Origin of the sequence: Nocardiopsis tropica, assembly GCF_042660575.1 — a bacterium.
In the GTDB taxonomy this organism is placed as follows: Bacteria; Actinomycetota; Actinomycetes; order Streptosporangiales; family Streptosporangiaceae; genus Nocardiopsis; species Nocardiopsis tropica.
The window spans coordinates 1-20,864 of record NZ_JBHSUF010000031.1 but is presented as its reverse complement, the minus strand read 5'-3'; the positions used below and the strand labels follow the sequence as shown (position 1 = coordinate 20,864).

21 protein-coding genes are annotated in these 20,864 nt (G+C 74.5%); 10 read left to right on the top strand and 11 right to left on the bottom strand.

What is annotated here, in order from left to right:
- Positions 1-82: 82 nt before the first annotated feature.
- On the top strand, positions 83-1,024 hold the full coding sequence (locus tag ACFQBR_RS31925; protein ID WP_267948483.1) for an AraC family transcriptional regulator: 942 nt from the start codon (positions 83-85) through the stop codon (positions 1,022-1,024).
- 119 nt (positions 1,025-1,143) lie between these two features.
- On the top strand, positions 1,144-1,932 hold the full coding sequence (locus ACFQBR_RS31920; protein ID WP_344183988.1) for a class I SAM-dependent methyltransferase: 789 nt from the start codon (positions 1,144-1,146) through the stop codon (positions 1,930-1,932).
- A gap of 141 nt (positions 1,933-2,073) precedes the next feature.
- On the opposite strand, the gene ACFQBR_RS31915 is transcribed toward ACFQBR_RS31920, so the two are convergent.
- A complete protein-coding gene (locus ACFQBR_RS31915; protein ID WP_344183984.1) occupies positions 2,074-2,532 on the bottom strand; it encodes a GNAT family N-acetyltransferase in 459 nt (152 codons plus the stop codon).
- Positions 2,533-2,674: 142 nt separating this feature from the next.
- Positions 2,675-3,301 (bottom strand): HAD-IA family hydrolase, encoded by a 627-nt coding sequence (locus tag ACFQBR_RS31910; protein ID WP_344183985.1) that lies wholly within the window; start codon positions 3,299-3,301, stop codon positions 2,675-2,677.
- A gap of 132 nt (positions 3,302-3,433) precedes the next feature.
- Between ACFQBR_RS31910 and ACFQBR_RS31905 the strand changes: the two genes are divergently transcribed.
- A complete protein-coding gene (locus ACFQBR_RS31905) occupies positions 3,434-3,670 on the top strand; it encodes a hypothetical protein (RefSeq protein WP_267948486.1) in 237 nt (78 codons plus the stop codon).
- A gap of 21 nt (positions 3,671-3,691) precedes the next feature.
- Here the strand turns inward: ACFQBR_RS31905 and ACFQBR_RS31900 are convergent, their stop codons facing one another.
- From ACFQBR_RS31900 to ACFQBR_RS31890, 3 genes are all read right to left on the bottom strand, one after another.
- Positions 3,692-4,528 carry a TIGR03619 family F420-dependent LLM class oxidoreductase gene (locus ACFQBR_RS31900; protein WP_344183986.1) on the bottom strand — a complete coding sequence of 279 codons (837 nt, stop codon included), beginning with the start codon at positions 4,526-4,528 and terminating at the stop codon, positions 3,692-3,694.
- Between the two features lie 97 nt (positions 4,529-4,625).
- On the bottom strand, positions 4,626-5,678 hold the full coding sequence (locus ACFQBR_RS31895; protein ID WP_344183987.1) for an endonuclease/exonuclease/phosphatase family protein: 1,053 nt from the start codon (positions 5,676-5,678) through the stop codon (positions 4,626-4,628).
- 368 nt (positions 5,679-6,046) lie between these two features.
- Positions 6,047-6,979, bottom strand: coding sequence for a LysR family transcriptional regulator (locus ACFQBR_RS31890; RefSeq protein WP_344186141.1), 933 nt, complete (start codon positions 6,977-6,979; stop codon positions 6,047-6,049).
- A gap of 98 nt (positions 6,980-7,077) precedes the next feature.
- Between ACFQBR_RS31890 and ACFQBR_RS31885 the strand changes: the two genes are divergently transcribed.
- The 4 genes from ACFQBR_RS31885 to ACFQBR_RS31870 all read left to right on the top strand — a co-directional run bounded on the left by ACFQBR_RS31885 (position 7,078) and on the right by ACFQBR_RS31870 (position 12,317).
- Entirely contained in the window at positions 7,078-8,088 is a 1,011-nt protein-coding gene (locus ACFQBR_RS31885) for an NADP-dependent oxidoreductase (RefSeq protein ID WP_344186142.1), read from the top strand.
- Positions 8,089-8,176: 88 nt separating this feature from the next.
- Complete coding sequence (locus ACFQBR_RS31880; RefSeq protein WP_267948491.1) at positions 8,177-8,995, top strand: aldo/keto reductase; 819 nt, start codon at positions 8,177-8,179, stop codon at positions 8,993-8,995.
- 350 nt (positions 8,996-9,345) lie between these two features.
- Entirely contained in the window at positions 9,346-10,230 is an 885-nt protein-coding gene (locus ACFQBR_RS31875; protein WP_267948492.1) for an alpha/beta fold hydrolase, read from the top strand.
- A 437-nt stretch (positions 10,231-10,667) separates the two neighbouring features.
- Positions 10,668-12,317, top strand: a complete 1,650-nt coding sequence (locus tag ACFQBR_RS31870; RefSeq protein WP_344186143.1) for a BCCT family transporter — start codon at positions 10,668-10,670, stop codon at positions 12,315-12,317.
- Between the two features lie 69 nt (positions 12,318-12,386).
- Here the strand turns inward: ACFQBR_RS31870 and ACFQBR_RS31865 are convergent, their stop codons facing one another.
- Positions 12,387-12,974: a TetR/AcrR family transcriptional regulator gene (locus ACFQBR_RS31865; RefSeq protein ID WP_344185761.1), complete on the bottom strand. Its 588-nt coding sequence runs from the start codon at positions 12,972-12,974 to the stop codon at positions 12,387-12,389.
- 286 nt (positions 12,975-13,260) lie between these two features.
- Between ACFQBR_RS31865 and ACFQBR_RS31860 the strand changes: the two genes are divergently transcribed.
- Entirely contained in the window at positions 13,261-14,472 is a 1,212-nt protein-coding gene (locus ACFQBR_RS31860) for a DUF418 domain-containing protein (RefSeq protein WP_344185758.1), read from the top strand.
- A gap of 67 nt (positions 14,473-14,539) precedes the next feature.
- Complete coding sequence (locus tag ACFQBR_RS31855; protein WP_267948495.1) at positions 14,540-15,295, top strand: nucleotidyltransferase domain-containing protein; 756 nt, start codon at positions 14,540-14,542, stop codon at positions 15,293-15,295.
- Positions 15,296-15,331: 36 nt separating this feature from the next.
- Here ACFQBR_RS31855 and ACFQBR_RS31850 read toward each other — a convergent pair whose 3' ends face one another.
- Positions 15,332-16,555 carry a benzoate/H(+) symporter BenE family transporter gene (locus tag ACFQBR_RS31850; RefSeq protein WP_267948496.1) on the bottom strand — a complete coding sequence of 408 codons (1,224 nt, stop codon included), beginning with the start codon at positions 16,553-16,555 and terminating at the stop codon, positions 15,332-15,334.
- Positions 16,556-16,680: 125 nt separating this feature from the next.
- Here ACFQBR_RS31850 and ACFQBR_RS31845 point away from each other — a divergent pair, with 125 nt between their 5' ends.
- A complete protein-coding gene (locus ACFQBR_RS31845) occupies positions 16,681-17,445 on the top strand; it encodes a class I SAM-dependent methyltransferase (protein ID WP_344185759.1) in 765 nt (254 codons plus the stop codon).
- A 63-nt stretch (positions 17,446-17,508) separates the two neighbouring features.
- Here ACFQBR_RS31845 and ACFQBR_RS31840 read toward each other — a convergent pair whose 3' ends face one another.
- The 4 genes from ACFQBR_RS31840 to solA all read right to left on the bottom strand — a co-directional run bounded on the left by ACFQBR_RS31840 (position 17,509) and on the right by solA (position 20,614).
- Complete coding sequence (locus tag ACFQBR_RS31840) at positions 17,509-17,871, bottom strand: antibiotic biosynthesis monooxygenase family protein (RefSeq protein WP_330162448.1); 363 nt, start codon at positions 17,869-17,871, stop codon at positions 17,509-17,511.
- Positions 17,872-17,995: 124 nt separating this feature from the next.
- Positions 17,996-18,427: a VOC family protein gene (locus tag ACFQBR_RS31835; protein WP_267948499.1), complete on the bottom strand. Its 432-nt coding sequence runs from the start codon at positions 18,425-18,427 to the stop codon at positions 17,996-17,998.
- 105 nt (positions 18,428-18,532) lie between these two features.
- On the bottom strand, positions 18,533-19,339 hold the full coding sequence (locus tag ACFQBR_RS31830) for an SDR family oxidoreductase (protein ID WP_267948500.1): 807 nt from the start codon (positions 19,337-19,339) through the stop codon (positions 18,533-18,535).
- 102 nt (positions 19,340-19,441) lie between these two features.
- Complete coding sequence (solA, locus tag ACFQBR_RS31825) at positions 19,442-20,614, bottom strand: N-methyl-L-tryptophan oxidase (protein WP_344185760.1); 1,173 nt, start codon at positions 20,612-20,614, stop codon at positions 19,442-19,444.
- Positions 20,615-20,864 lie beyond the last annotated feature (250 nt).

Below are 20,864 nucleotides of genomic sequence, written 5' to 3'. Positions count from 1 at the left end.
AACTCGGATGGAACATGATGGTTCTGCTGGTTTTCATAAGAGAACGTCCAGAAACTGCAATCCGTGGGACTAGGATGCCGGTATGGACCCCCTCGTGCACCTCCTGGACGGCCCCCGCGCGCGCGGCGCCTTCACGCTGCGCGCGGTGATGAGCCCGCCGTGGGCGATCGACGTGCGGGACGGCGCCGCCCTGGCCCTGGTGGTGGTCACCTCGGGGCGCGCCTGGGTGGGCAGGCCCGGGACCGAGGCCGAGGCCGGGCCCGGAGACGTCGTGCTCGTGCGAGGACCCGCCCCCTACACGGTCGCGGATCGGAGCGGTCGCGCCCCGTCCATCACCGTCCTCCCGGGGCAGCGCTGTGTCGCCGGGGACGGGCAGGAGGTCCGCCTGGCCATGAGCCACGGCGTCGGGACCTGGGGCAACGACCCCGGCGGCGCGGACACGATGGTGGTCGGGGCGTACGAGGACGACAGCGAGGTCGGGCGGCTGGCGCTGGCCGCGCTGCCGCCGCTGGCGCTCCTCCCCGCGGGGCGGGTCGACCCCGCGCTGGTGGACCTGCTGGCCCGCGAGATCACCACCGGCCGGGTCGCCCAGGCGAGCCTCAACGACCGGCTCCTCGACTGCTTGCTGGTCATGGCGGTACGGGCCTGGCTGGAGGACAACCCGGACAGCGCGCCGAACTGGCTGAGCGCCCAGCACGACCCCGTCGTCGCCCGGGCGCTGGAGGCGCTGCACGAACGCGTCGCCGACCCCTGGACCCTGGACACCCTGGCGGGGGAGTGCGCGGTCTCCCGCGCGACCCTCGCGGCCAGGTTCCAGAAGGCGGTGGGGACCCCGCCCATGACCTACCTGCGCACCTGGCGGCTCACCGTCGCGGGGGACCTGCTCACGGCCCGGCCCGAGCTGGGCCTGGAGGCGGTGGCCGCCCGTGTCGGGTACGGGAGCGCGTTCGCCTTCAGCGCGGCCTTCAAGAACCACACGGGTGCGAGCCCGTCGTCCTACCGCCGGGCCGCGTCCGGGTCCTGAGACCCCCGGAGCCCCGTCCTCGCCCGCGTGGTCCCGGCCGCGGCGGAACGTCCGCCGGGGCCGCCACGGTGTGTGTCCGGTAGGTTCCGCACAGGAAGCCCATGACGGAGAGGACCCCCGTGGCCGACAGGACCCAGGCGTTCGACCAGCTCACCGACGACTACCGCCGCTACCGCCCCGACTACCCCGCGGTGCTCCTCGAACGGCTCGACGGGCACGTCCGCGCCGGGGAGCGGGGGTCCTGGCCCGCGCCGTGGCTGATGCTCGACGTGGGCGCGGGGACCGGGATCTCCACACTGGCCCTGCGCCGCGTGTTCGGTCCCGCGCCCCGGATCGTCGGGGTCGAACCCGGCCGGGCCATGCGGCGCACGGCCGAGGCGGGCGCCCCCGAGGGGGTCGAGTTCGTCGAGGGCAGGGCCGAGGAGGTCCCCTTCCCGGACTCCTCGGCCGTCCTCGTGCTCGCGGCGCAGGCCGTGCACTGGTTCGACCGGCCCGCGTTCTACGCCGAGGCCGCGCGGCTGCTCGCGCCCGGCGGGACCGTCGCGGTCCTCAACAACGACCGCGACTGGACCGCCGGCGCGTTCGTGGACGCCTACGAGGGCCTCCTGGAGGAGTACGGGGACGACCACCGCCGCGACTACCGGGCCTACGACACCGCGGGCGAGATGAACGCCGCCGACGGCCTGGCCGACGCGGTGGAGAGCAGCGCCTCCTGGACGCGCGTCCTCGACCCCGAGGGGTTCGTCGGCACGGCCCTGTCCTCCAGCAAGGTGGCCGCGGTGGTCCGCAACATCGGGGAGCGGCGCACCCGCGACGCCCTCGCCGCGCTCGTCGCCGAGCACTTCCCGGAGGGGGAGGTGCTGATCCCCTACACGTCCAGGCTCTTCCTCGCCCGCCGCGAGGGCTGAGCCCGGAGGGGCCGGTCCGCGCGGGCCGGGGCGCGCCCCGGCCGCTGCCGCCCCGGTTTCGTCGACCCGCGGCGGGCCCGCGCGGGGCGGGCGCGGCCACCGCCGGACTGAACCGGTCACGGGCCGCGCCGGCGGCACGGGTCAGGCGAGCCGCTTCTTGAAGCCGACGTGGGAGGCGGCGTACCCGAGACCGGCGTAGAAGCGGTGCGCGTCACCGCGCGTGGAGTCCGAGGTCAGCTGGAGCACCTTCGCCCCGCGTCCGCGCGCCTCCGCCTCGGCCCAGGCCATCATCTCCGAGCCCACACCGCTGCCCCGCTCGTCCGCGTGCACGCGGACCCCCTCCACCTGTGCGCGTGTCGCGCCGCGGTGGGAGAGACCGGGAAGGATCGTCAGCTGCAGGGTCGCGACCACCCTCCCGTCGCGGCGCGCCACGGCGAGGACGTGCCGGGGGTCGGCGTCGATCGCCTCGAACGCCGCGAGGTAGGAGGCGTGGTCGTCCGGGTCCTCGCGTCGCGCGCCGAGCACGTCGTCGGCGAGCAGGGCGACGATCGCCGCCACGTCCTCGGCGCGGGCGCGGTCGATGACGAGGGTGGTGGGCATGGGCTCTCCTCGGAGGACAAGGGGGTACGGCACCCCCGAACCGGTACGGGTCCGTCCGGTCCATGGATACAGGGTCCGCCGGTGCGCACCCCCGCGGGGCCCGCCGCACGGGCGCCCGACCGGTCGGACCCGCGCCGCACCGTCAGAGCAGCAGCCGGGCGACGGCCGCGAGGTCCGCCACCACCGTGGTCGCGTGCGCGAGCTCCGACGGAGGGCTCGTGGTCGCCACCGCGAGCACGGGCATCCCGGCGGCGATCCCGGCGCTCGCCCCGTTGGGGGAGTCCTCCACCACCACGCACCTCTGCGGGGAGACCCCCATGCGCTCGGCGCCCAGCAGGTACGGCTCGGGGTCGGGCTTGCCCTCGGTGACGTCGTCGGCGGTCACCAGCACCCGGGGGAACGGCAATCCGGCCGTCCCGAGGCGGGAGCGGGCGATCCTGTCGCCCCCGGACGTGACGACCGCCCAGGGGCGCCCGCGGGCGTCGAGTTCGGTGAGCAGGCCCAGGGCCGCGGGCAGGGCCCGGACCCCGTCGCCCGCGGCGGCCTCGTGGGCCTCGATCCGCCGGGCCTCCTCGACCGGGTCCAGGTGCGGGGCGACCAGGCGCGCCAGTCCGATGTCGGTGCGCCCGTGGCTGTGCTCCAGGACCTCGTCCACGTCGAGGCCGCGTTCGGCGGCCCACGCCGTGAGGCCGGCGCGGACGCTCTCCATGGAGTCCACCAGCACGCCGTCCAGGTCGAACAGCACCGTCGCCCCGTCGTAGCCGCCCACGTCGCCCCCTCGGTTCCGGATCGGTCGCTCCTCCAGGGTGCCAGAACCCGGTGCGGCGCGCGGCGGTCGGAACGGGCGGGACGCGCCCCGCCCGCGGTCGGCCGCCGGAGGGCGGTCAATTACAGTTGACCCATGGACACCGAACAGCTGATCGCCCTCGCCCGCGCCACCGACGGCGACGACCCCCTGGCCGGTCTCGACGCCACGATGCGCGTCCGCAGGGAGATGGAGCGGGTCGAGGCCGTACTCGTGCGCCGGGCGCGCAACCGGGGCTCCACCTGGGCCGAGGTCGCGGAGGCCCTCGGCGTCTCCAAGCAGGCCGTCCACAAGAAGTACGGGGGGCGGGGGGTCCTCGGCTCCCAGAAGTAGGGACCGCCCCGCGCGGCTCGGTCAGCGCAGCGCCGCCACGAACCTCTCCATGCGCCCGCCGAACCCCTCCGCGTCGCCGAACCACACCGCCACCGAGTCCGCCCCGGCGGCCGTCAGCTCCCGGAACAGCTCCACGGCGCGGCCGAAGCCCTCCTCGTCCCCGGACCAGGCGATCCGGGTGCCCGACCGGACGGGGCGGTCGGTCAGGCACCGCAGCCGGTTGCGCGCCGCCACGAACTTCTCCGCGGTCAGTCCGACGCCCTGCCACTCGTCGCCCCACTCGGCCGCGCGCCGCAGCGCCCGGTCGGAGGTGCCGCCGACCATCACCGGCACGGGACGCGCCGGGCGGGGCTCGAACACGCCGCTCCCGTAGGAGTGGAACCGGCCCTCGAACGGGCCGCCGCCCCCGAACAGGTGCCGCAGCAGCCGCAGCGTCTCGTCCGTCCGGGCCCCGCGTGTGGCGAAGTCGGCCCCCACCGCGGCGAACTCCTCCTCGGACCAGCCGACGCCCACCCCCAGCACGAACCTCCCTCCCGACAGGGCGTCCAGGGTCGCCGCCTGCTTCGCGAGGACCAGGGGGTCCCGCAACGGCGCCACCAGCACCGACGTGCCCAGCCGGATCCGCGTGGTGCGGGCGGCCAGGTGCGCCAGGGTCACCAGCGGCTCGTACACGCCGCCGAACGTGGTCCCGTACGGGGCGGGCGGCAGCAGGTGGTCCGGAAGCCACACGGCGTCCACCCCCAACTCCTCCGCCCGGACGCCCAGGTCGGTCAGGGTCCTCGGGGGCATCTCCGGGGACTCGTCGGGGAGCACCACCTGGAGGCGGGTGCCGGTGATCGGTTCGGTCAGCTCGCTCATGAGCCGACGGTAGACCGTGTCGCCGGCTCCCGGGGAGACCCTCTCCGGCGGGCCAGGCCCCCGGCCCCGTGGACACGCCCGTTCCGGCGCCGGGCCCTCACCGCCCCTCGGGCAGCGTCACCCGGGCGAGGACCGCCCGGTGGTCGCTGCCCGTGACCTCCACGACCTCGAACGCGCCGACGCCCATCGACTCGTCGACCAGCACGTGGTCGATGGTGACGCCGGGCAGCCGGCCCCCCGTCGGCCATGTGGGCTCCAGCCCCCGGCCGTGGACGGTCGCGGCGCTCACGTAGCCCTCGTCCAGGACGCGGCGCAGCTCGGCGTGGTCCAGGGTGGCGTTGAAGTCGCCGGCCAGGATCCTGAGACCCGGCCGGTGGAGGCGGTTCCCGGGGTCCGCGGCCGCGGGTTCCGCGTCCCCGGGACCGGGCAGGGCGCGCAGCCCGTCCCGCCACCCGTCCATGGTCCCGGGGGCCAGGGGAGGCAGGGGGTGCACCGACACCACCTCCACGGGGAAGGAGTACCCGGGCACCTCCATGCCGGCGCGGGGCATCGCGAACGCCCCGGTCCCCGCCGCCGCGTCGCCCAGGTCGGTGAGGGGGAGGGCCGCGTGGACGCTGCTGCCGTGCACACCCGCGGCCGAGTGGTCGACGGTGTGGGGGAGGAAGTCGTCGAGCCCGGCCTCGGACAGGGCCTCCAACAGGTCCGGTGTGACCTCCTGGAGGGCGAGGACCGTCACCTCGCGGTCGCGCACCAGTGCGACCACCTCGGCGACGTCGGCGCCGCCGCCGAGGGCGTTCAGGCTCATGACCCGCAGCTCCGGGCCGCCGGCCCCGGAGATCCCGAAGGGGATCGCGCGCGGTACGACGGCCGCCGCGAGGACGGCCGCCGCCGCGACCAGCACGGCCAGCGGCACCCACCGCCGCAGCAGGCCCGCGGCCGTCGCCGCCAGGAGCGCGGCCCCCAGCACGTACGGGGTGTAGGCCAGCGCGGGCACCAGCGGCCATCCCCGCTCCAGGCCGAGCCCCCGCAGCGCGGCGAACACCGCGAAGCCCGCCGCCGCCAGCGCGACCAGGACGGTCACGGCCGCCGAGCGACGGCGGCGGGCGGCCGGAGCCGCAGGAGCCGTTCCCCGTGTCCCCACCTGATCCATGACCCCGACCTCCGTGTCCCGCGGACGGTCGCGCCCGCCCCGGATAGGACTCCCCCCGAGGGTGGCGGGTTCGGGCGGTTTCCGGCGGGAGCCGCGCCAGGAGCGCCGGGGCGCGATCCCACCGGCCCCGGGGCCCGCCGGGGGCAGGCGGCCCCGCACCGCAGGCCCTCGGCGTACCCCTCGCGGAACGCCGCTCGGACCCGGCCCCGCCCGGACCCTCGCGGGCCCGGGCGCGACGCGGCCCGCGTCCCCGCGCCCGCCGACGCCCGCGCCGCCGACGCCGCGTCCGGCAGCCGCGCGGCCCGGTCCCCTCGCCGACGGGGCGGAGACCGCGCGGTGCGGCGCACGGCCGACCCCTCCGGCCGCACTCACGGCCGGGCGGCGGCCTCCGTCAACCGCTTCCACGCCTTCTCCAGGTGCGGATGGCCCGCTCCCGGGCGCCGCACCAGGTAGGCCGTGTCGACGGGCGGATCCGCAGGGTCCAGGAGCGTGACCAGGCGGCCGTCCTCCAGCGCCGACTGGCACAGGTACCGCGGCAGCACCGTCACCCCGGCGCCGCCGACCACCGCCGCCAGCACCCCGCGCAGGTCGGGCACGGTGACCGCGGGCGTGCAGGTCAGCCGCACGCCGAACACGTGGCGCCAGTACCGGCGCAGGAGGGGCAGGTCGTCGTCGTACGCCACCAGGGGGGTCGCGCACAGCGCCGAGGAGCCCTGGCGGTCCAGCCGTTCGCGGTGGATCCGCCGCGCCCACCCGGGCGACGCCACCAGGACGGACTCCGTGTCCGCCAGCGGATCGGCGACCAGCGTGCGACCGCGCGGCCGCACCGTCGACAGCACCAGGTCGTGCCTGCCCGCGCGGAGTCCGTCCAGGAGGTCGTCGGCCGGTCCGGTCCGGGCCCGCAGCCGCACCCCCTCCTCCACCAGCGGGGCGAGGGCGGGCAGGACCAGGCAGTGGAGCGCCTCGGCGGGCCCCGCCAGCCGCAGCGGCACGGGCGGGGAGGCCGCGTCGCCGCCGTTCTCCCCGGCCACCGCCTCCAGGGCGTCCAGCGGCTCGGCGATCCGGGCGGCCAGGTCGTTGGCCTCGGCGGTGGGGGCCACGCCCCGGGGCAGCCGGTCGAACAGTTCGTGGCCCAGCCTCCGCTCCAGCGAGCGGATCTGCGTGGTCACCGTCGGCTGTGACAGCCGCAACAGCTGGGCGGCCGCGGTGAAGGAGCCCGACCTGTGCACGGCCAGGAAGGTGCGCAGCTGCTGGAGGTCCAGCGACCCGGCAACCGATCCATTGGAATCTCTATAGGTCACCTTGCCGATTTTATTGGTGGACGAATACGTTGCCGCACTAGTGTCTGCCTGGACCGGGGCAGCCCGGTCCACCGCACACGACGTCCGGAGGTTGCGCCATGCCAGTCACCAGCAGGGAAGTCCATCTCGTCGCCCGCCCCTCCGGCGAGCCCGAGCCCGCCGACTTCTCCCTCGTCGAGACCGAGGTCGGCGACCCCGGAGCCGGGGAGGTCCTCGTGCGCAACTCGTGGATCTCCGTGGACCCCTACATGCGGGGCCGCATGAACGACGCCAAGTCCTACGTCCCGCCCTACCGCCTCGGCGAGGCGATGGACGGCGGTGCGGTGGGCACCGTGGTCGCCTCCGGCAGCGACGACCTCCCGGTCGGCGCCACGGTCCTGCACTCCGCCGGGTGGCGCGAGTACGCACTCCTGCCCGCCGGGGCGGCGCGCGTGGTCGACCCCGGCCTCGCCCCCGTCGAGAACTACCTCAACGTCCTCGGCATGATCGGCCTCACCGCCTACGCCGGGCTCGTCGAGGTCGCCCCCGTGAAGGAGGGCGACGTGGTGTTCGTCTCGGGAGCCGCGGGAGCGGTCGGCTCGATCGCCGGCCAGATCGCCCGCAAGCTCGGGGCCTCCCGCGTGGTCGGATCGGCGGGCGGCCCGGAGAAGCGGCGCCGGGTCGTCGAGCAGTTCGGCTTCGACGCCGCCATCGACTACCGCGAGGGCGACCTGGAGGGGCAGCTCGCCGAGGCCGCGCCCGACGGGATCGACGTCTACTTCGACAACGTCGGAGGCGCCCACCTGCGGGCGGCCATCGCGGCGATGCGCGACCACGGGCGGATCGCCCTGTGCGGCGCGATCTCCCAGTACAACGCCACCGAGCCCGTCCCGGGGCCGGACAACCTGTTCCTCGCGGTCGGCAAGCGGCTCAACCTGCGCGGGTTCATCGTCGGCGACCACGCCCACCTGGCGGCCGAGTACGCCCGGCTGGCGGCGGGTTGGATCGCGGACGGGGAGCTGCGCACCGAGGAGACCGTGGTCGACGGCATCGACAACGCCGTCCGGGCCTTCCTCGACATGATGCGGGGGGCGAACACCGGCAAGATGCTGGTCCGCCTCGCCGACTGAGCCCTTGCCTGGAGTGCACTCCAGGTTGCCATCATGGGTGACACGCCCCGCAGCCACCACGGACCTCCGTGACCACGGAAAGGCTTCCATGCAGTACGTCACGCTGAACAACGGCCTCACGATGCCGCAACTCGGGTTCGGTGTCTGGCAGGTCGCCGACGACGCGGCCCAGGCCGCCGTCGAGACCGCCCTGGAGAGCGGCTACCGCAGCATCGACACGGCCAAGCTGTACGAGAACGAGGCCGGTACGGGCCGTGCGCTCGCGGCGTCGGGCCTCCCCCGGGAGGAGTTGTTCGTCACCACCAAGCTGTGGAACGACGACCAGGGGTACGACAACGCGCTCAAGGCCTTCGACGCCAGCCTCGACCGGCTCGGCCTGGACTACGTCGACCTGTACCTCATCCACTGGCCGGCGCCGGCGAGGGGCGCCTACGTCGAGACCTGGAAGGCCCTGGAGCGCATCCACTCCGAGGGGCGGGCCAAGGCCGTCGGGGTGTCCAACTTCACCGCCGCGACCCTGGACCGCGTCGTGGAGGAGGGAGACGTGGTCCCGGCCGTCAACCAGATCGAGCTGCACCCCTACTTCTCCCAGGAGGCCATGCGGGCGGCCAACGCCCGGCACGGCGTCGTCACCGAGGCGTGGAGCCCCCTGGGCCAGGGCAAGGACCTGCTGCAGGACCCCGTGCTCGGCGCGATCGGCGCCGCGCACGGCAAGTCCGCCGCACAGGCGGTGCTGCGCTGGCACATCCAGAGCGGCAACGTCGTGATCCCCAAGTCCGTGACCCCGTCGCGGATCCGGGAGAACTTCGACGTCTTCGACTTCGAGCTGTCCGGTGACGACATGGACAAGATCGGGTCGCTGAACCGTGACGGCCGGATCGGTCCGGACCCCGACACCCTCGGCTGAGAGCCGTCTCCTCCGGGGCCGTGACCGGGCCCGGGGATGGGATCATCCGACGCTCCCGGGCTGTGAAAACAGCCCGGGAGCGTCTTTCGCGGGACGAAACGGCTGGGGCGTGAAGTAAACGTCTCGCCCTGCGCATGGCCGGAACCGGACGAAACGGTACGCGCGCGCACCACGGCCCACACCCTTCCCAAGGGCCGGTCCGCAAGGGGTATGGACCTGCTGGACGTCTCGGGCCAGGACCTTCGCCGCCCCCGAGTGGCGTGGTGCCGAACAGAGGCGTACAGTCCCTCTGGTGCGCCGGGAAACATACGACGGCGGACACCAGCTCTCCTCTACGCGAAACCAGATCCATGACCGTCGTCCCCCTTCGTGCCGCACGCGTGTACCGCTCGGAGAACGCCGAGCGTTCCGTCCACGCCTGGTGCCACAAAGCCCTGAGCCAGTGGCCCGAACTCGGGCCCCTTCCGCCTGTGGAGACCCGTCTGGGGAGCACGCAGGCCTTTCGCGCCGAAGGCGGTGCCGGCACCCCGGTACTGGTCCTGTCCGGCACCAACTTCAACGCCGCCACCACGGTCCCCGCCGCCCGCGCCCTGTCCGCGGACCGGCCGGTGCTGCTGGTCGACGTCCCCGGACAGCCCGGCCTCAGCTGCAGCCAGCGGGTCGGCGGGACCAGGATCGAGACCTACGGCGCGTGGCTGGACGAGCTCCTGCCCCGGATCACCGACGGGCCCGTCCTGGTGCTGGGACACTCGCGCGGCGCCGCCATCGCGCTCGCCTCGACCCCGTCCCCGCTGGTCGCGGGGATGCTGCTGCTCAACCCCGCGGGGCTCACCGCCGCCGGTGTCAGCTCGGAGTCGATGCGCGCGACGCTGCCCTGGATGATCCACCCCAACGAGCAGACCAGCGGTCGCCTCGTCGAGTTCCTCAGCGGCCCGTCCGCGGAGGAGTGCGCCGAGCGCCGCGCCGAGGCCGAGTGGCTGACCATGGTGGCCCGCTACTGCCGCACGGGCACCACGCCCAACCCGCTCCACGGAGAGCAGTTCCGCGCCTGGGCGGACACGCCGGTCGCCGTGGCGACCGGATCGCACGATCCCTTCTTCTCCCCCGCGCGCCTGCACGGGCCGGCCCGCCGGTTCCTGAACACCGGGGTCCACACGATCGAGGGCGCGGGCCACCTGTCGCTGTACGAGCAGCCCGAGAGGGTGTGCGAGCTGCTGCGCGGGCTCGACGCCTGACCCGCCCCCGTGGCGGCCTCCCGCCGCACACGGGCGCGGCCCCGCCGCCGCGCTCCCGCCCCCCGCGCCAACGCGGCGGGCCGGACGTGTGAGCCGCTCCCGCGTCCCCCGGTTCCGTCCGCCCGTCCTCCGGCGCCGCGCCGCCGAACGACGGCCCCTCCGCGTGCCTCCGCCGCGCTCCCGGCCGACCTGCGCGGCGCCGCGTCCTCCGCGCTCGGGGCCCGGCACGGCGCCGTCCTTTCAGGCTTTTCTGGTGTTTTGATCTAAAAGGGCACAGTGTGGCAGGAATCTTTATTTAAAACGGGATTGGCGTCATTTCCTATGAAATGGACGTAGGTGAATCTGTCTTTCCCGATGCGTATCCTTGCCCGGGGCCGCTCCGAGATCCCCGGTCCCGCCCGCGCGCCGAAAGCACCCGAAACACCAGAGGGCAGTGCATGTCGAAAAAACTGGCACACGTGCTCGGGCTCGACACGAACCCGACGATCTTCTTCACCTCCGCCGCACTGACCGTCGTCTTCGTGGTGTGCGCCATCGTCTTCACCGACACGGTGGACACCGTCTTCGGCGCCGCCTCGCAATGGATCCTGACCCATCTCGGATGGCTCTACATCCTCGGGGTGACGTCCTTTCTCGCCTTTCTCGTGTGGATCGCGTGCAGCCGCTACGGCGGTGTGCGGCTCGGCCCCCCGGGCAGTGCGCCGGAGTACGGCAACCTCGCCTGGTTCTGCATGCTCTTCGCGGCCGGGATCGGCAGCATCCTCATGTTCTGGGGCGTGGCCGAGCCCATCAGCCACTACGCGGACCCGCCTCAGGGCGACGTCGAGCCGGAGTCGGTGGAGGCGGCCAGGCAGGCCATGGGGTTCACGCTGTACCACTTCGGCCTGCACACCTGGACGATCTTCTGCCTGCCGGCGCTGGCCTTCGCCTACTTCGTGTACCGCAAGGGCCTGCCGTTCCGGGTCAGTTCGGTCTTCCACCCGTTCATCGGCGACCGGATCGACGGTCCGCTGGGAAGGACCGTCGACATCGTCGCGGTCCTCGGCACGCTGTTCGGCGTGGCCGTCACCATCGGCCTGGGGACCATGCAGATCAACAGCGGCCTCAACACGCTGTTCGGCATCGAGGAGAGCCGCCTCACGCAGCTGGTCCTGATCGCCGTGGTCACGGCCGTCGCGGTCGCCTCGGTGGCCTCGGGGCTCGACGTCGGGATCAAGTGGCTCTCGCTGCTCAACGTCGTCCTCGCCGTCGCCCTGCTGGTGTTCGTCTTCCTGGCGTCCTCCCCGCTCTACCTGGCGAAGGGCACCATCGAGACCGTCGGCGTGTACCTGGAGCGGCTGGTCCCGCTGTCGTTCTGGAACGACACCTTCGGCAACACCGGCTGGCAGGGCGCCTGGACGGTCTTCTACTGGGCGTGGACCATCACCTGGTCGCCGTTCGTCGGCATCTTCATCGCCCGTATCTCCAAGGGCCGCACCATCCGCGAGTTCGTGCTCGGCGTGCTCGTCCTGCCCACGGCCTTCAGCATCGTGTGGTTCGGCGTCTTCGGCCTGTCGGCCTTCGACATCGAGATGAACCGGGGCGGCGGGCTGGTGCGGGAGGTGGCCGTGGAGCAGGACATACCGGGCGCTCTGTTCGCGTTCCTGGAGCACTTCCCGATGGCCACGTTCGTCTCGGCCGCCTCGATCCTCATCGTGGTCATCTTCTTCACCACGTCCTCGGACTCGGCGTCCCTGGTCGTGGACATGCTGTGCTCGGGCGACGCCGTCACCCCGGTCCGGCAGCGGGTGTTCTGGGGTGTCACCGAGGGCGTGGTCGCCGCGACGGTCCTCACCGCGACGGGCGTGGGCGGCCTGGACGCCCTGCAGCAGACGATCATCGTGTTCGGCCTGCCGTTCTTCGCGATCGGCTTCTTCATGATGGCCGGGCTCGTGCGCTCCCTCCGGGCGGAGGAGGCGGAGGGGGGCCGGCGGGCGCGCGACATCCCGCTCGCCACCCGGGCCCGCCGGATGGCCCGGCGCGACACGAGGGGGGCCGTCCGCGCCCGGGTGCGCCGCGGGGGGACCGGGGCGCGGCGCGGCGGGTGAGCGGATCCGGGCGGGGGTCCCGCCCCGGCGGGCCGGCCGCCGTGCCCCGGGGCCGCGGTCGGCCGGAGCCTACGACGGGTCGGTGCCCGGCGGCCGCCCGTCGCGCGGGTCCTGGCCGACGGCCGGCAGGATCACCTCGTCCACGATCCGGGCCACGTACTCCTCGTCGGGGAAGGCCTGGTGGTCCATGCCGTACTTGATCATCATGGCCTCGCCGATGTCGACGGTGAGGGGTGTGACCCGTGCGGGGTCGATCCGGCCCCGCCCGGCGTAGTGCTCGAGCACGGTGCGGGTGAAGCGACCGCCGCGCGCGTCGAACACCTCCTCCGTGAACCGCCTGTACAGGTCGGGGTGGTGCCGCGCCTCGGCGACCACGGCGAACATCGCCTGGCCGCGGGTGCCGTCGACCATGACGCCCCGCAGGAGCATGAGGGCGCGGACGAGGTCCCCCCGCAGGTCGTCGGCCCCGGGCGTGGGCACCTCCTGCGGGAGGGTGTGGTACATCGCGTCGATCAGGATGTCGCCGGGGGTGGGCCAGCGCCGGTACAGGGAGGTCTTCGCGGTACCGGCGCGGCGGGCGACGCCCTCCATGGACAGCCGGGAGAGGCCGACCTCGGCGGCCTCGGCGAGGACCGCCTCGTGGATGGCGTCGAGCAGTTCCCTCCCGCGCCTGCGCGTGGACCGGGGCGCGTCCGGCCGCGTGCGGTCCCGCGCGCCCCCGCCCCCGGAGGGGTCCTCCTCCTGTCCGCCGGGGCGCTCCCCGGCCCGGTTCCGTGCCGCGTCGTCCGCCAACCCTGCCTCCCCTGGCCGCTTCCGGCCGGGAATCGGTTTCCCAAACAAGAAACGGTGCCGTATCTTAAAAACGTCGTTGGATACGCCATCGTATCCAATCCCCATCCACCTGGCCCCGCCCTGCCCCCGTGCGGCGTGAACGGAGCTTCCCGTGTCCCTCCCACCTCCCCCCGGAACCCCCGCCTCCGGCGGCGTCCCGCTCAGCCGGCGGTCCCTGGCGCCCGACCTGTCCCGCGGCGTGATGCTGCTGGTGATCGCCATCGTGCACGCCCACATCTTCCAGGAGATGGTCGGCGGCGACCCGCAGGCGCCGGGTGCGGCGTTCGACGCCGCCACCACGGTCTTCGTGATGACGTTCGCCGAGGGGCGCGGCTACCCCATGTTCGCCGCGCTGTTCGGCTACGGGCTCGCCCGGATCCACCTGCGCCGCGTGGCCGAGGGGCAGCCCTGGCCGCGGGTGCGCTCCCTGGTCCGCAGAAGGGGGCGCTGGCTGGTCCTCATCGGGGTCCTGCACACCGTCCTGCTCTTCTTCGGCGACATCATCGCCGTCTACGGGCTCATCGCCCTCATGTTCGCCGGGCTCCTCCACACCGGCGACCGGAGGCTGCTCGCCCACGGGTTCACCTGGATGGCCCTCGGCACGCTGGTCTACGCCTTCCTCAACACCGTCCCCTCCTTCACCGACCCCGCCGCCGGGGGAGGGGTCCTCACCGGGAGCCCGTCGGCGGACATGGTGACACGGCTGTTCACGTGGCCGGTCATGACCCCGATGCTCCTGATGACGTCGGTGTTCCCGTTCGCCGTGGGGGTGTGGGCGGCCCGCCGCCGCGTCATGGAGGAGCCCGGTCTCCACCTCGGCCTGCTGCGCCGGAGCGCCTTCGCCGGCATCCCCGTCGCCGTTCTGGGGGGACTGCCGTACGGCCTGGCCTCGGCCGGGCTGTGGGAGGCCGCCGGCGCGGCCGAGACCGCTCTCGCCTGGCTGCACCTGCTCACCGGCTACGCGGGCGGCTTCGGCTACGCGGCGCTCATCGCCCTGCTCGCGGTCCGCCTCGGCGACCGGCGGGGCCCGGTGGTCCGGGCACTGGCGGCCACCGGCCAGCGCTCGATGACGTGCTACCTCCTGCAGTCGGTGGGGTGGACCGTGCTGTTCGCGCCGTACGCGCTCGGCCTGGCGTCGGGTCTCTCCGAGCTCGGCTCGGTCCTGGTCGGCGCGGCCGTCTGGCTGGCCACCGTGGTGATCGCCGACGTCATGCGGCGCACTGGGGCGCGCGGACCCGCAGAACGCCTCCTGCGGTGGGGCACCTACCGGGAGCCCCGCTCCGGTGCCGCTACCGTGACGGCGCAGGCGCGCCCCGGCGGCTGAGCACGGCTCGCGTCCGCCGCGGGAAAACCCGTGGAGGCCGCCGGTCGGGGTGCACGATGATGGTCCGATGACCACTTCCGACGACGAGCGCTTCCTCGCCGCCACCGCCGACCGGCTCGCCTCCCTCCCCGCCGTGCGGGCCGTCGCCCTCGGAGGCTCCAGGGCCCAGGGCTCCCACCGGCCCGACAGCGACTGGGACCTGGCCCTCTACTACCGGGGCCGGTTCGACCCGCAGGACCTGCGGGACACGGGCTGGCCCGGCGAGGTCTCGGAGCTCGGGGACTGGGGCGGCGGCGTCTTCAACGGCGGAGCCTGGCTGCGGATCGACGGACGGGCCGTGGACGTGCACTACCGCGACCTCGACGTCGTCGAACACGAGCTCGCCGAGGCGGGCGCGGGCCGGTTCCGGGTGGAGCCGCTCATGTTCCACCTGGTCGGCATCCCCAGCTACCTCGTCGTCGCCGAACTCGCGATCGGCCGCGTCCTCGTCGGGGACCTGCCCCGGCCCGACTACCCCGAGGCGCTGCGCCGGTCCGCGCCACCGGTCTGGCGCGGTCTGGCCTCCGCCACCCTGGCCTACGCCGAGCGCAACCACGCGCCCCGCGGCAGGGTCGCCCAGACCGCGGGCCTGGTCGCCCAGGCGGCCTCCCACACGGCGCACGCGGTACTGGCCGGCCGGGGGGAGTGGGTCACCAACGACAAGGAGCTCCTGGCCCGGGCGGGTCTGGAGGAGGTGGACCTCGTGGTGGCGGGGATGACGGCCGACCCCCAGGACCTCGTCGCGGGGGTGGCGGAGGCCGGCCGGATCCTCGCGACGGCCTGAGGCGGGGGGCGGCCGCAGCCGGCCCCCGCCGCGGGGTCACGCGCCCGGCCTCCGCCCGGGGGAGGCCTCCCCGCCGCGCGCTCCGCGCCGGGAGGCGGTCACCACCAGCGTCAGCACGCCCGCGACCAGGCCCCAGAACGCCGACCCCACCCCGAGCAGCGTGAACCCGGACGCCGTCGCCAGGAACGTCACCACCGCCGCCTCCCGGGACCGTTCGTCCGACAGCGCGGACGCCAGGGACCCCCCGATCGTGCCGAGCAGGCCGATCCCCGCGATCCCCAGGACCAGGGTGGCGGGCAGGGCGGCCAGCAGGGACGCCACCGTCGCCCCGAACACGCCGACGCACAGGTAGAAGACCCCCGCCCACACCCCCGCGAGGTAGCGGCGTTCCGGGTCGGGATGGGCCTGCGGACCGGTGCAGATGGCCGCGGTGATCGCCGCCAGGTTCATCCCGAAGCACCCGAACGGGGCCAGCACCATGTTGGTCGCTCCGGTCCATCCGATCACGGGGGAGACCGGCACCCGGTAGCCGTCGCCGCGCAGGACCGCCACCCCGGGCAGGTTCTGGGACGCCATGGTCACCACGAACAGCGGCACGCCCACGCTCACCAGCACCTGCCACGAGAACTCGGGCACCACGAACACCGGAGCGGCGAGCGCGGGCCGCACCCCGCCCAGGTCCAGGGTCCCCCGTGCGGCGGCGGCCGCCGCGCCCGCGGCCAGGGACAGGATCACGGCGTAGCGCGGCAGCCACCGCCGGGACAGCAGGTACGCCGCGAACATCGCGGCCACCACCGCGAAGTCGTCCTCCATGCTCGTGAAGAGGCCGACCCCGAACTGGAGCAGGACCCCGGCCAGCAGCCCCGCCGCGAGCGGGACGGGGACCCGGTCCATCACCCTCTCGAACCAGCCGGTGACCCCGCTCAGGGTGATCAGGGCGGCCGAGAACAGGAACGCCCCGACGGCCTGCGCCATCGTCACCCCGTCCAGGCCCACCGCCAGCAGCGCCGCGCCCGGCGTGGACCACGCGGTGACCACGGGGGCCCGGTAGCGCAGCGACAGCCCCACACAGGTCACCGCCATGCCCACGCCCAGGGCGAGCATCCACGAGGCGATCTCCCCGGAGGACGCCCCGGCGGCCTCGGCGGCGGTGAACACGATCGCCGCCGAGCTGGTCACCCCGACCAGGACGGCGATCAGACCGGCGGCGACCGCGGGGACGGGGGCGACGCTTCCGATGCGGCGGGCGAGGGTTCTCATGGTCGACCATCCTGCCCGGCCGCCGTCCCGGGGCCGCCTCCGGGGCGGGAGGAGGGCGGGGCCCGCCGCCGGGTGGCGACCGAAACCGGGTGGCCGCGGACGGGGCCGCCGGGGACGATGGACCCATGGAACGATCATTCGACGAACTCGTGGCCGAGGCCGAGGCCGAGCCCACGGAGGGCTGGGACTTCTCGTGGCTGGACGGCCGGGCCACCGAACAGCGCCCCTCCTGGGGCTACCAGCGCACGATGGGGGAGCGCATGGCCTGCGCCTCCGCCGCCCTCGACATCGATACCGGGGGAGGCGAGGTGCTGGCCGGTGTCCCCGAACTCCCCAGGACGGCGGTGGCGACCGAGTCCTGGCCGCCCAACGTCGCCGCGGCCACCCGGCTGCTCCACCCGCGGGGCGTCGCGGTGGTCGCGACCGAGGACGGCCGCCCGCTGCCGTTCGCGGACGGCGCGTTCGACCTGGTGGTCTCCCGGCACCCCGTCGCCACGTGGTGGGAGGAGATCGCCCGCGTGCTCGCCCCCGGCGGCACCTACCTCTCCCAGCAGGTGGGGCCGGAGAGCGTGTTCGAGGTGGTGGAGTTCTTCCTGGGACCGCGCCCGGAGGAGGACCGCCGGTCCCGGCACCCGGACGACGCGCGCGAGGCGGCCAGGGCGGCCGGGCTCGACGTCGTCGACCTGCGCCTGGAACGGCTGCGCACGGAGTTCTTCGACGTCGGCGCGGTCGTCTACTTCCTGCGCAAGGTGATCTGGATGGTGCCGGGGTTCACCGTCGACGCCTACCGGGAACGGCTCCTGGACATGCACGAGCACATCCGGCGCGAGGGGGCGTTCACGGCGACCACGACCCGCTTCCTCGTCGAGGCCCGAAAGCCCCGGGGCTGAGGCCGCCCGCCGGCGGACCGGCCTCCGCGACCGCGGCCCGGCGCGGAGGGCCGGTCCGGGGACTCAGGCGCCGGCCCTGACGTGCTGGACGACCTCGAACCCCCAGATCTCGCTGCCGGTCGCGGCCGGTCCGCCCTGCCCGTGCCCGTGTCCGGTCGCCTCGCCGCTCCGACCCGCGTCGGCGGCGGCCTGGGCGTGCCCGTGCTTGAACGCCTGGCCGCCCACCCAGTTCTGGAAGTCCTCCTCGGAGCGCCAACGGGTGTACACCAGGTACTTGTCGGTGCCCTCGACCGGGCGCAGGAGCTGGAACTCCTCGAACCCCGGCTGGTTCTCCACCAGCCCGGCCCGCTTGGCGAAGCGCTCCTCCAGTGTGGCCCCGGCACCCTCGGGGACGGTCAGGACGTTGAACTTGACGACGCTGCTCACGCGGCACCTCTCCACCGTTGACTTCGACCTTCACCGCCCAACCTAGGGCACCCCCCTCCCCGGCGCCGGTCGGCCCCGCGGCAACAGCCGACCGCGTCCCGCCCCCCCGGACGCCCGGAGCGGGTCAGCCGAGAACCACCCGCCCCGAGGCGTCCACGCTCCACCCCGGGTTGTGCGCGACCTCCCACACCACCCCGTTGGGGTCCCGGACGTGCGCGTGGAAGATGCCCCCGAACTCGCCCCGCCGCGGGCTCTTGAGCACGGTCCCGCCCGCCGCGGCCATCGCGTCCACGGTCCGCCCGACCTCCTCGGGGCCGTCGACGTTGTGCGACAGGGTCACCCCCGACAGCCCCGACGTCCCGGGCGGCAGTCCCAGGTCCCGGTCGAACTTCTCCGCGTCGAAGAGGCCCAGCACCTGCCCGGGCGCGACCTGGAAGAAGACGATCTCGTCCGGGACGTCCATGAGCGGCTCCCAGCCGAGTCCGTCACGGTAGAAGCGGCGGGCCGCGTCCAGGTCGGGGGTGGCGAGCGTGACGAAGTGGACCTGCTGCCTCATGGCGTGCTCCTCGGATCTCGGTCGCGGGCTCCCCATCCTCCCCGATGCCGGCGCCGCGTCCCGTGCGCCCCGCCCGGTCGCGCTCCGGTACGGCGGGCCGGCCGCCTACAGCCCGTGCTTGCGGGCGACCACGGCGAGGACGAGCGAGCGGGGGAAGAGCCTGCGCAGCGCGAACACCACCGGCGCGTTGCTGCCGACCGCGTACAGGGGCCGCGGCGGGTCCGCCTCGATCGCCCGCACGACGGTCCGGGCGACCCGGCCCGCGGAGATCCCGGCCGACTCGTTGGCGTCGAGTGCGGTGAGCATGGTGCGGTACTCGCCCGCGAACGGGGAACCGTCGCGCAGGTACTGGGTCCGCCGCTCGCTGATACCGGTGTTGATCGACCCCGGTTCCACCGTGGCCACCCCCACCCCGAACGGGGACACCTCGCGGCGCAGGGCGTCGGCGAACCCCTTGACCGCCGCCTTCGACGCGACGTAGGACGACCGGTACGCCAGGGGGAAGCTCGCCAGCATCGACCCCACCATGACCACCCGGCCGTACCCGCGCCCGCGCATCCCCGGGAGGAGGAGCTGGGTGAGCCGCACGGCCCCGAACACGTTGATCCGGAACAGCCTCTCCACGGCGTCCGGGGGCAACTCCTCGAACGGGCCGCTCTGGCTCTCACCGGCGTTGTTGACCAGCACGTCCACGTCGCCGGCGGCGGAGGCGCACGCCTCGACCGACGCCTCGTCGGCCAGGTCCAGGGCCAGGTACTCCACGCCCGGCACCGGCTCGGCCACCGACCCGGGTCTGCGGCTGGTGCCGTACACGCGGTAGCCGCGCCGGACCAGTGCGGCGGCCACGGCCGCGCCGATACCCGACGACGCGCCGGTGACGAGCGCGGTCCGCTGGACGGTGGGACGGTTCATGGTGGTCCTTCCGGGAGGGGTCGGCGCGCTCGCGCCGCGCGTGTGAGCGATGATCGCACGGAGCACCGCGACCGGCCGGTCCAGCCCTCCCCGGCGCCCGCGTCAGTCCCAGCGGTGCGGGTCGAACAGGCCGATCGGCAGGTCGGTCCGGCCGTCCCCGGCCAGGTCGGCCAGGGCCTCGCCGACGGCGGACGCGAACTTGTAGCCGTGCCCGGAGAAGCCCCCGGCGAGCACCAGCCCGGGAAGCTCCCTGCGGTGGCCGATGACGAAGTGCTCGTCCGACGTCATCGTGTACATGCAGGAGGCCATGCGCTCGGGAAGGGCCTCGACGCCGTGCAGCCCCGAGGTCAGCTCGCCGAGCCTGCGGGCGTCGGCGGGGTCGGGCTCGCGCGGCCCCGTGTCCGGGTCCACCGGCTCACCCCACTGAGCCCCCTCGCGCCTCGGGCCGGGGGCCTCGGCGTGCACGCCGATCTTGACGGTCCGGCCCCCGTCCAGGCTCGGGAACCCGTACCAGGTGCAGTCGTCCCCGTCCCGGGCGAACACCGGGCCGGCCACGTGCGCGGCCGGGTCGCCCGTGGTGCGGAACCAGCCCAGCACACGCCGCTCGACCGTGATCCCCCCGCCCAGGCCGGCCACCTCGGGCACCAGCGAGGGGAGCCACGCGCCGGCGGTGACGACGACCCTCCGGGCGCGGATCACGGTGTCGCCCACCACCACGCGGGGCCGGTCCGGATCCGGTTCGATCCGGGTCGCCACGGCCCCGGTGAGCACCCGTGCCCCCGCCGCCCCGGCGAGCCGGACGGCCGCCAGGATCGACGCCTCGGGCAGGACCACGCCGGCGTCCTCCTCGAACACACCGACCTCGCCCGTGCGCAGCCGGTGGCCGGGGAAGCGGGCGCGGACCTCGCCGGCGGAGAGCAGCTCGCAGGGGAGTCCGTGGTGCCGGGCCGCGGCCAGCGACCCGGCGACGGCGGCACTGTCCGGCGCTCCGGCCATCAGCGCCCCGGTGCGCAGCACGAGCCGTTCCCCGGACGCCTCCTCCAACTCCGACCAGGCGCGCCAGGCCGCTCGGACGAACGGCACGTACTCGGCGCCCTCCAGGTAGGCGGTGCGGATGATGCGGGACTCCCCGTGGCTGGAACCCCGGTCGTGGCCGGGGGAGAACTGCTCCACCCCGACGGCGTCGACGCCCGACCGGGCCAGGCGCCACAGGGCCTGCGCCCCCATCGCCCCCAGGCCGACCACGACGGTGTCGGTCTCCAGCAGGTTCGCCACGCGGTTCCTCCCCGATCCGGTTCCGGGCCTCCGGGGGAAGGCCCCGGCCCATGATCCCAGGCCGTGGCGGACGCCCGCCCACCCCCTGGGTGGACGGGCGCCCTGTTCAGCGGTCCCCCTCGGCGCGCGCCGGGAGGACGGGCCGGATCAGTCCAGCGGCGGGTAGGCGTTGTCCAGCAGCTCCTGGAACTGGGCCGAGAACCAGTGGCCCGAGATCGGGGCGTCGGCCAGCGCGCCGCTCATGTTGTAC

What these genes read in the sequence shown, in the direction of transcription:
- ACFQBR_RS31880 (WP_267948491.1), top strand. Translation starts at nt 8,177, where the DNA reads ATGCAGTACGTCACGCTGAACAACGGCCTCACGATGCCGCAACTCGGG.
- ACFQBR_RS31830 (WP_267948500.1), bottom strand. Translation starts at nt 19,339, where the DNA reads ATGAACCGTCCCACCGTCCAGCGGACCGCGCTCGTCACCGGCGCGTCG.
- ACFQBR_RS31850 (WP_267948496.1), bottom strand. Translation starts at nt 16,555, where the DNA reads ATGAGAACCCTCGCCCGCCGCATCGGAAGCGTCGCCCCCGTCCCCGCG.
- ACFQBR_RS31845 (WP_344185759.1), top strand. Translation starts at nt 16,681, where the DNA reads ATGGAACGATCATTCGACGAACTCGTGGCCGAGGCCGAGGCCGAGCCC.
- ACFQBR_RS31855 (WP_267948495.1), top strand. Translation starts at nt 14,540, where the DNA reads ATGACCACTTCCGACGACGAGCGCTTCCTCGCCGCCACCGCCGACCGG.
- ACFQBR_RS31885 (WP_344186142.1), top strand. Translation starts at nt 7,078, where the DNA reads ATGCCAGTCACCAGCAGGGAAGTCCATCTCGTCGCCCGCCCCTCCGGC.
- ACFQBR_RS31925 (WP_267948483.1), top strand. Translation starts at nt 83, where the DNA reads ATGGACCCCCTCGTGCACCTCCTGGACGGCCCCCGCGCGCGCGGCGCC.
- ACFQBR_RS31905 (WP_267948486.1), top strand. Translation starts at nt 3,434, where the DNA reads ATGGACACCGAACAGCTGATCGCCCTCGCCCGCGCCACCGACGGCGAC.
- ACFQBR_RS31835 (WP_267948499.1), bottom strand. Translation starts at nt 18,427, where the DNA reads ATGAGGCAGCAGGTCCACTTCGTCACGCTCGCCACCCCCGACCTGGAC.
- ACFQBR_RS31870 (WP_344186143.1), top strand. Translation starts at nt 10,668, where the DNA reads ATGTCGAAAAAACTGGCACACGTGCTCGGGCTCGACACGAACCCGACG.
- ACFQBR_RS31900 (WP_344183986.1), bottom strand. Translation starts at nt 4,528, where the DNA reads ATGAGCGAGCTGACCGAACCGATCACCGGCACCCGCCTCCAGGTGGTG.
- ACFQBR_RS31895 (WP_344183987.1), bottom strand. Translation starts at nt 5,678, where the DNA reads ATGGATCAGGTGGGGACACGGGGAACGGCTCCTGCGGCTCCGGCCGCC.
- ACFQBR_RS31915 (WP_344183984.1), bottom strand. Translation starts at nt 2,532, where the DNA reads ATGCCCACCACCCTCGTCATCGACCGCGCCCGCGCCGAGGACGTGGCG.
- ACFQBR_RS31875 (WP_267948492.1), top strand. Translation starts at nt 9,346, where the DNA reads ATGACCGTCGTCCCCCTTCGTGCCGCACGCGTGTACCGCTCGGAGAAC.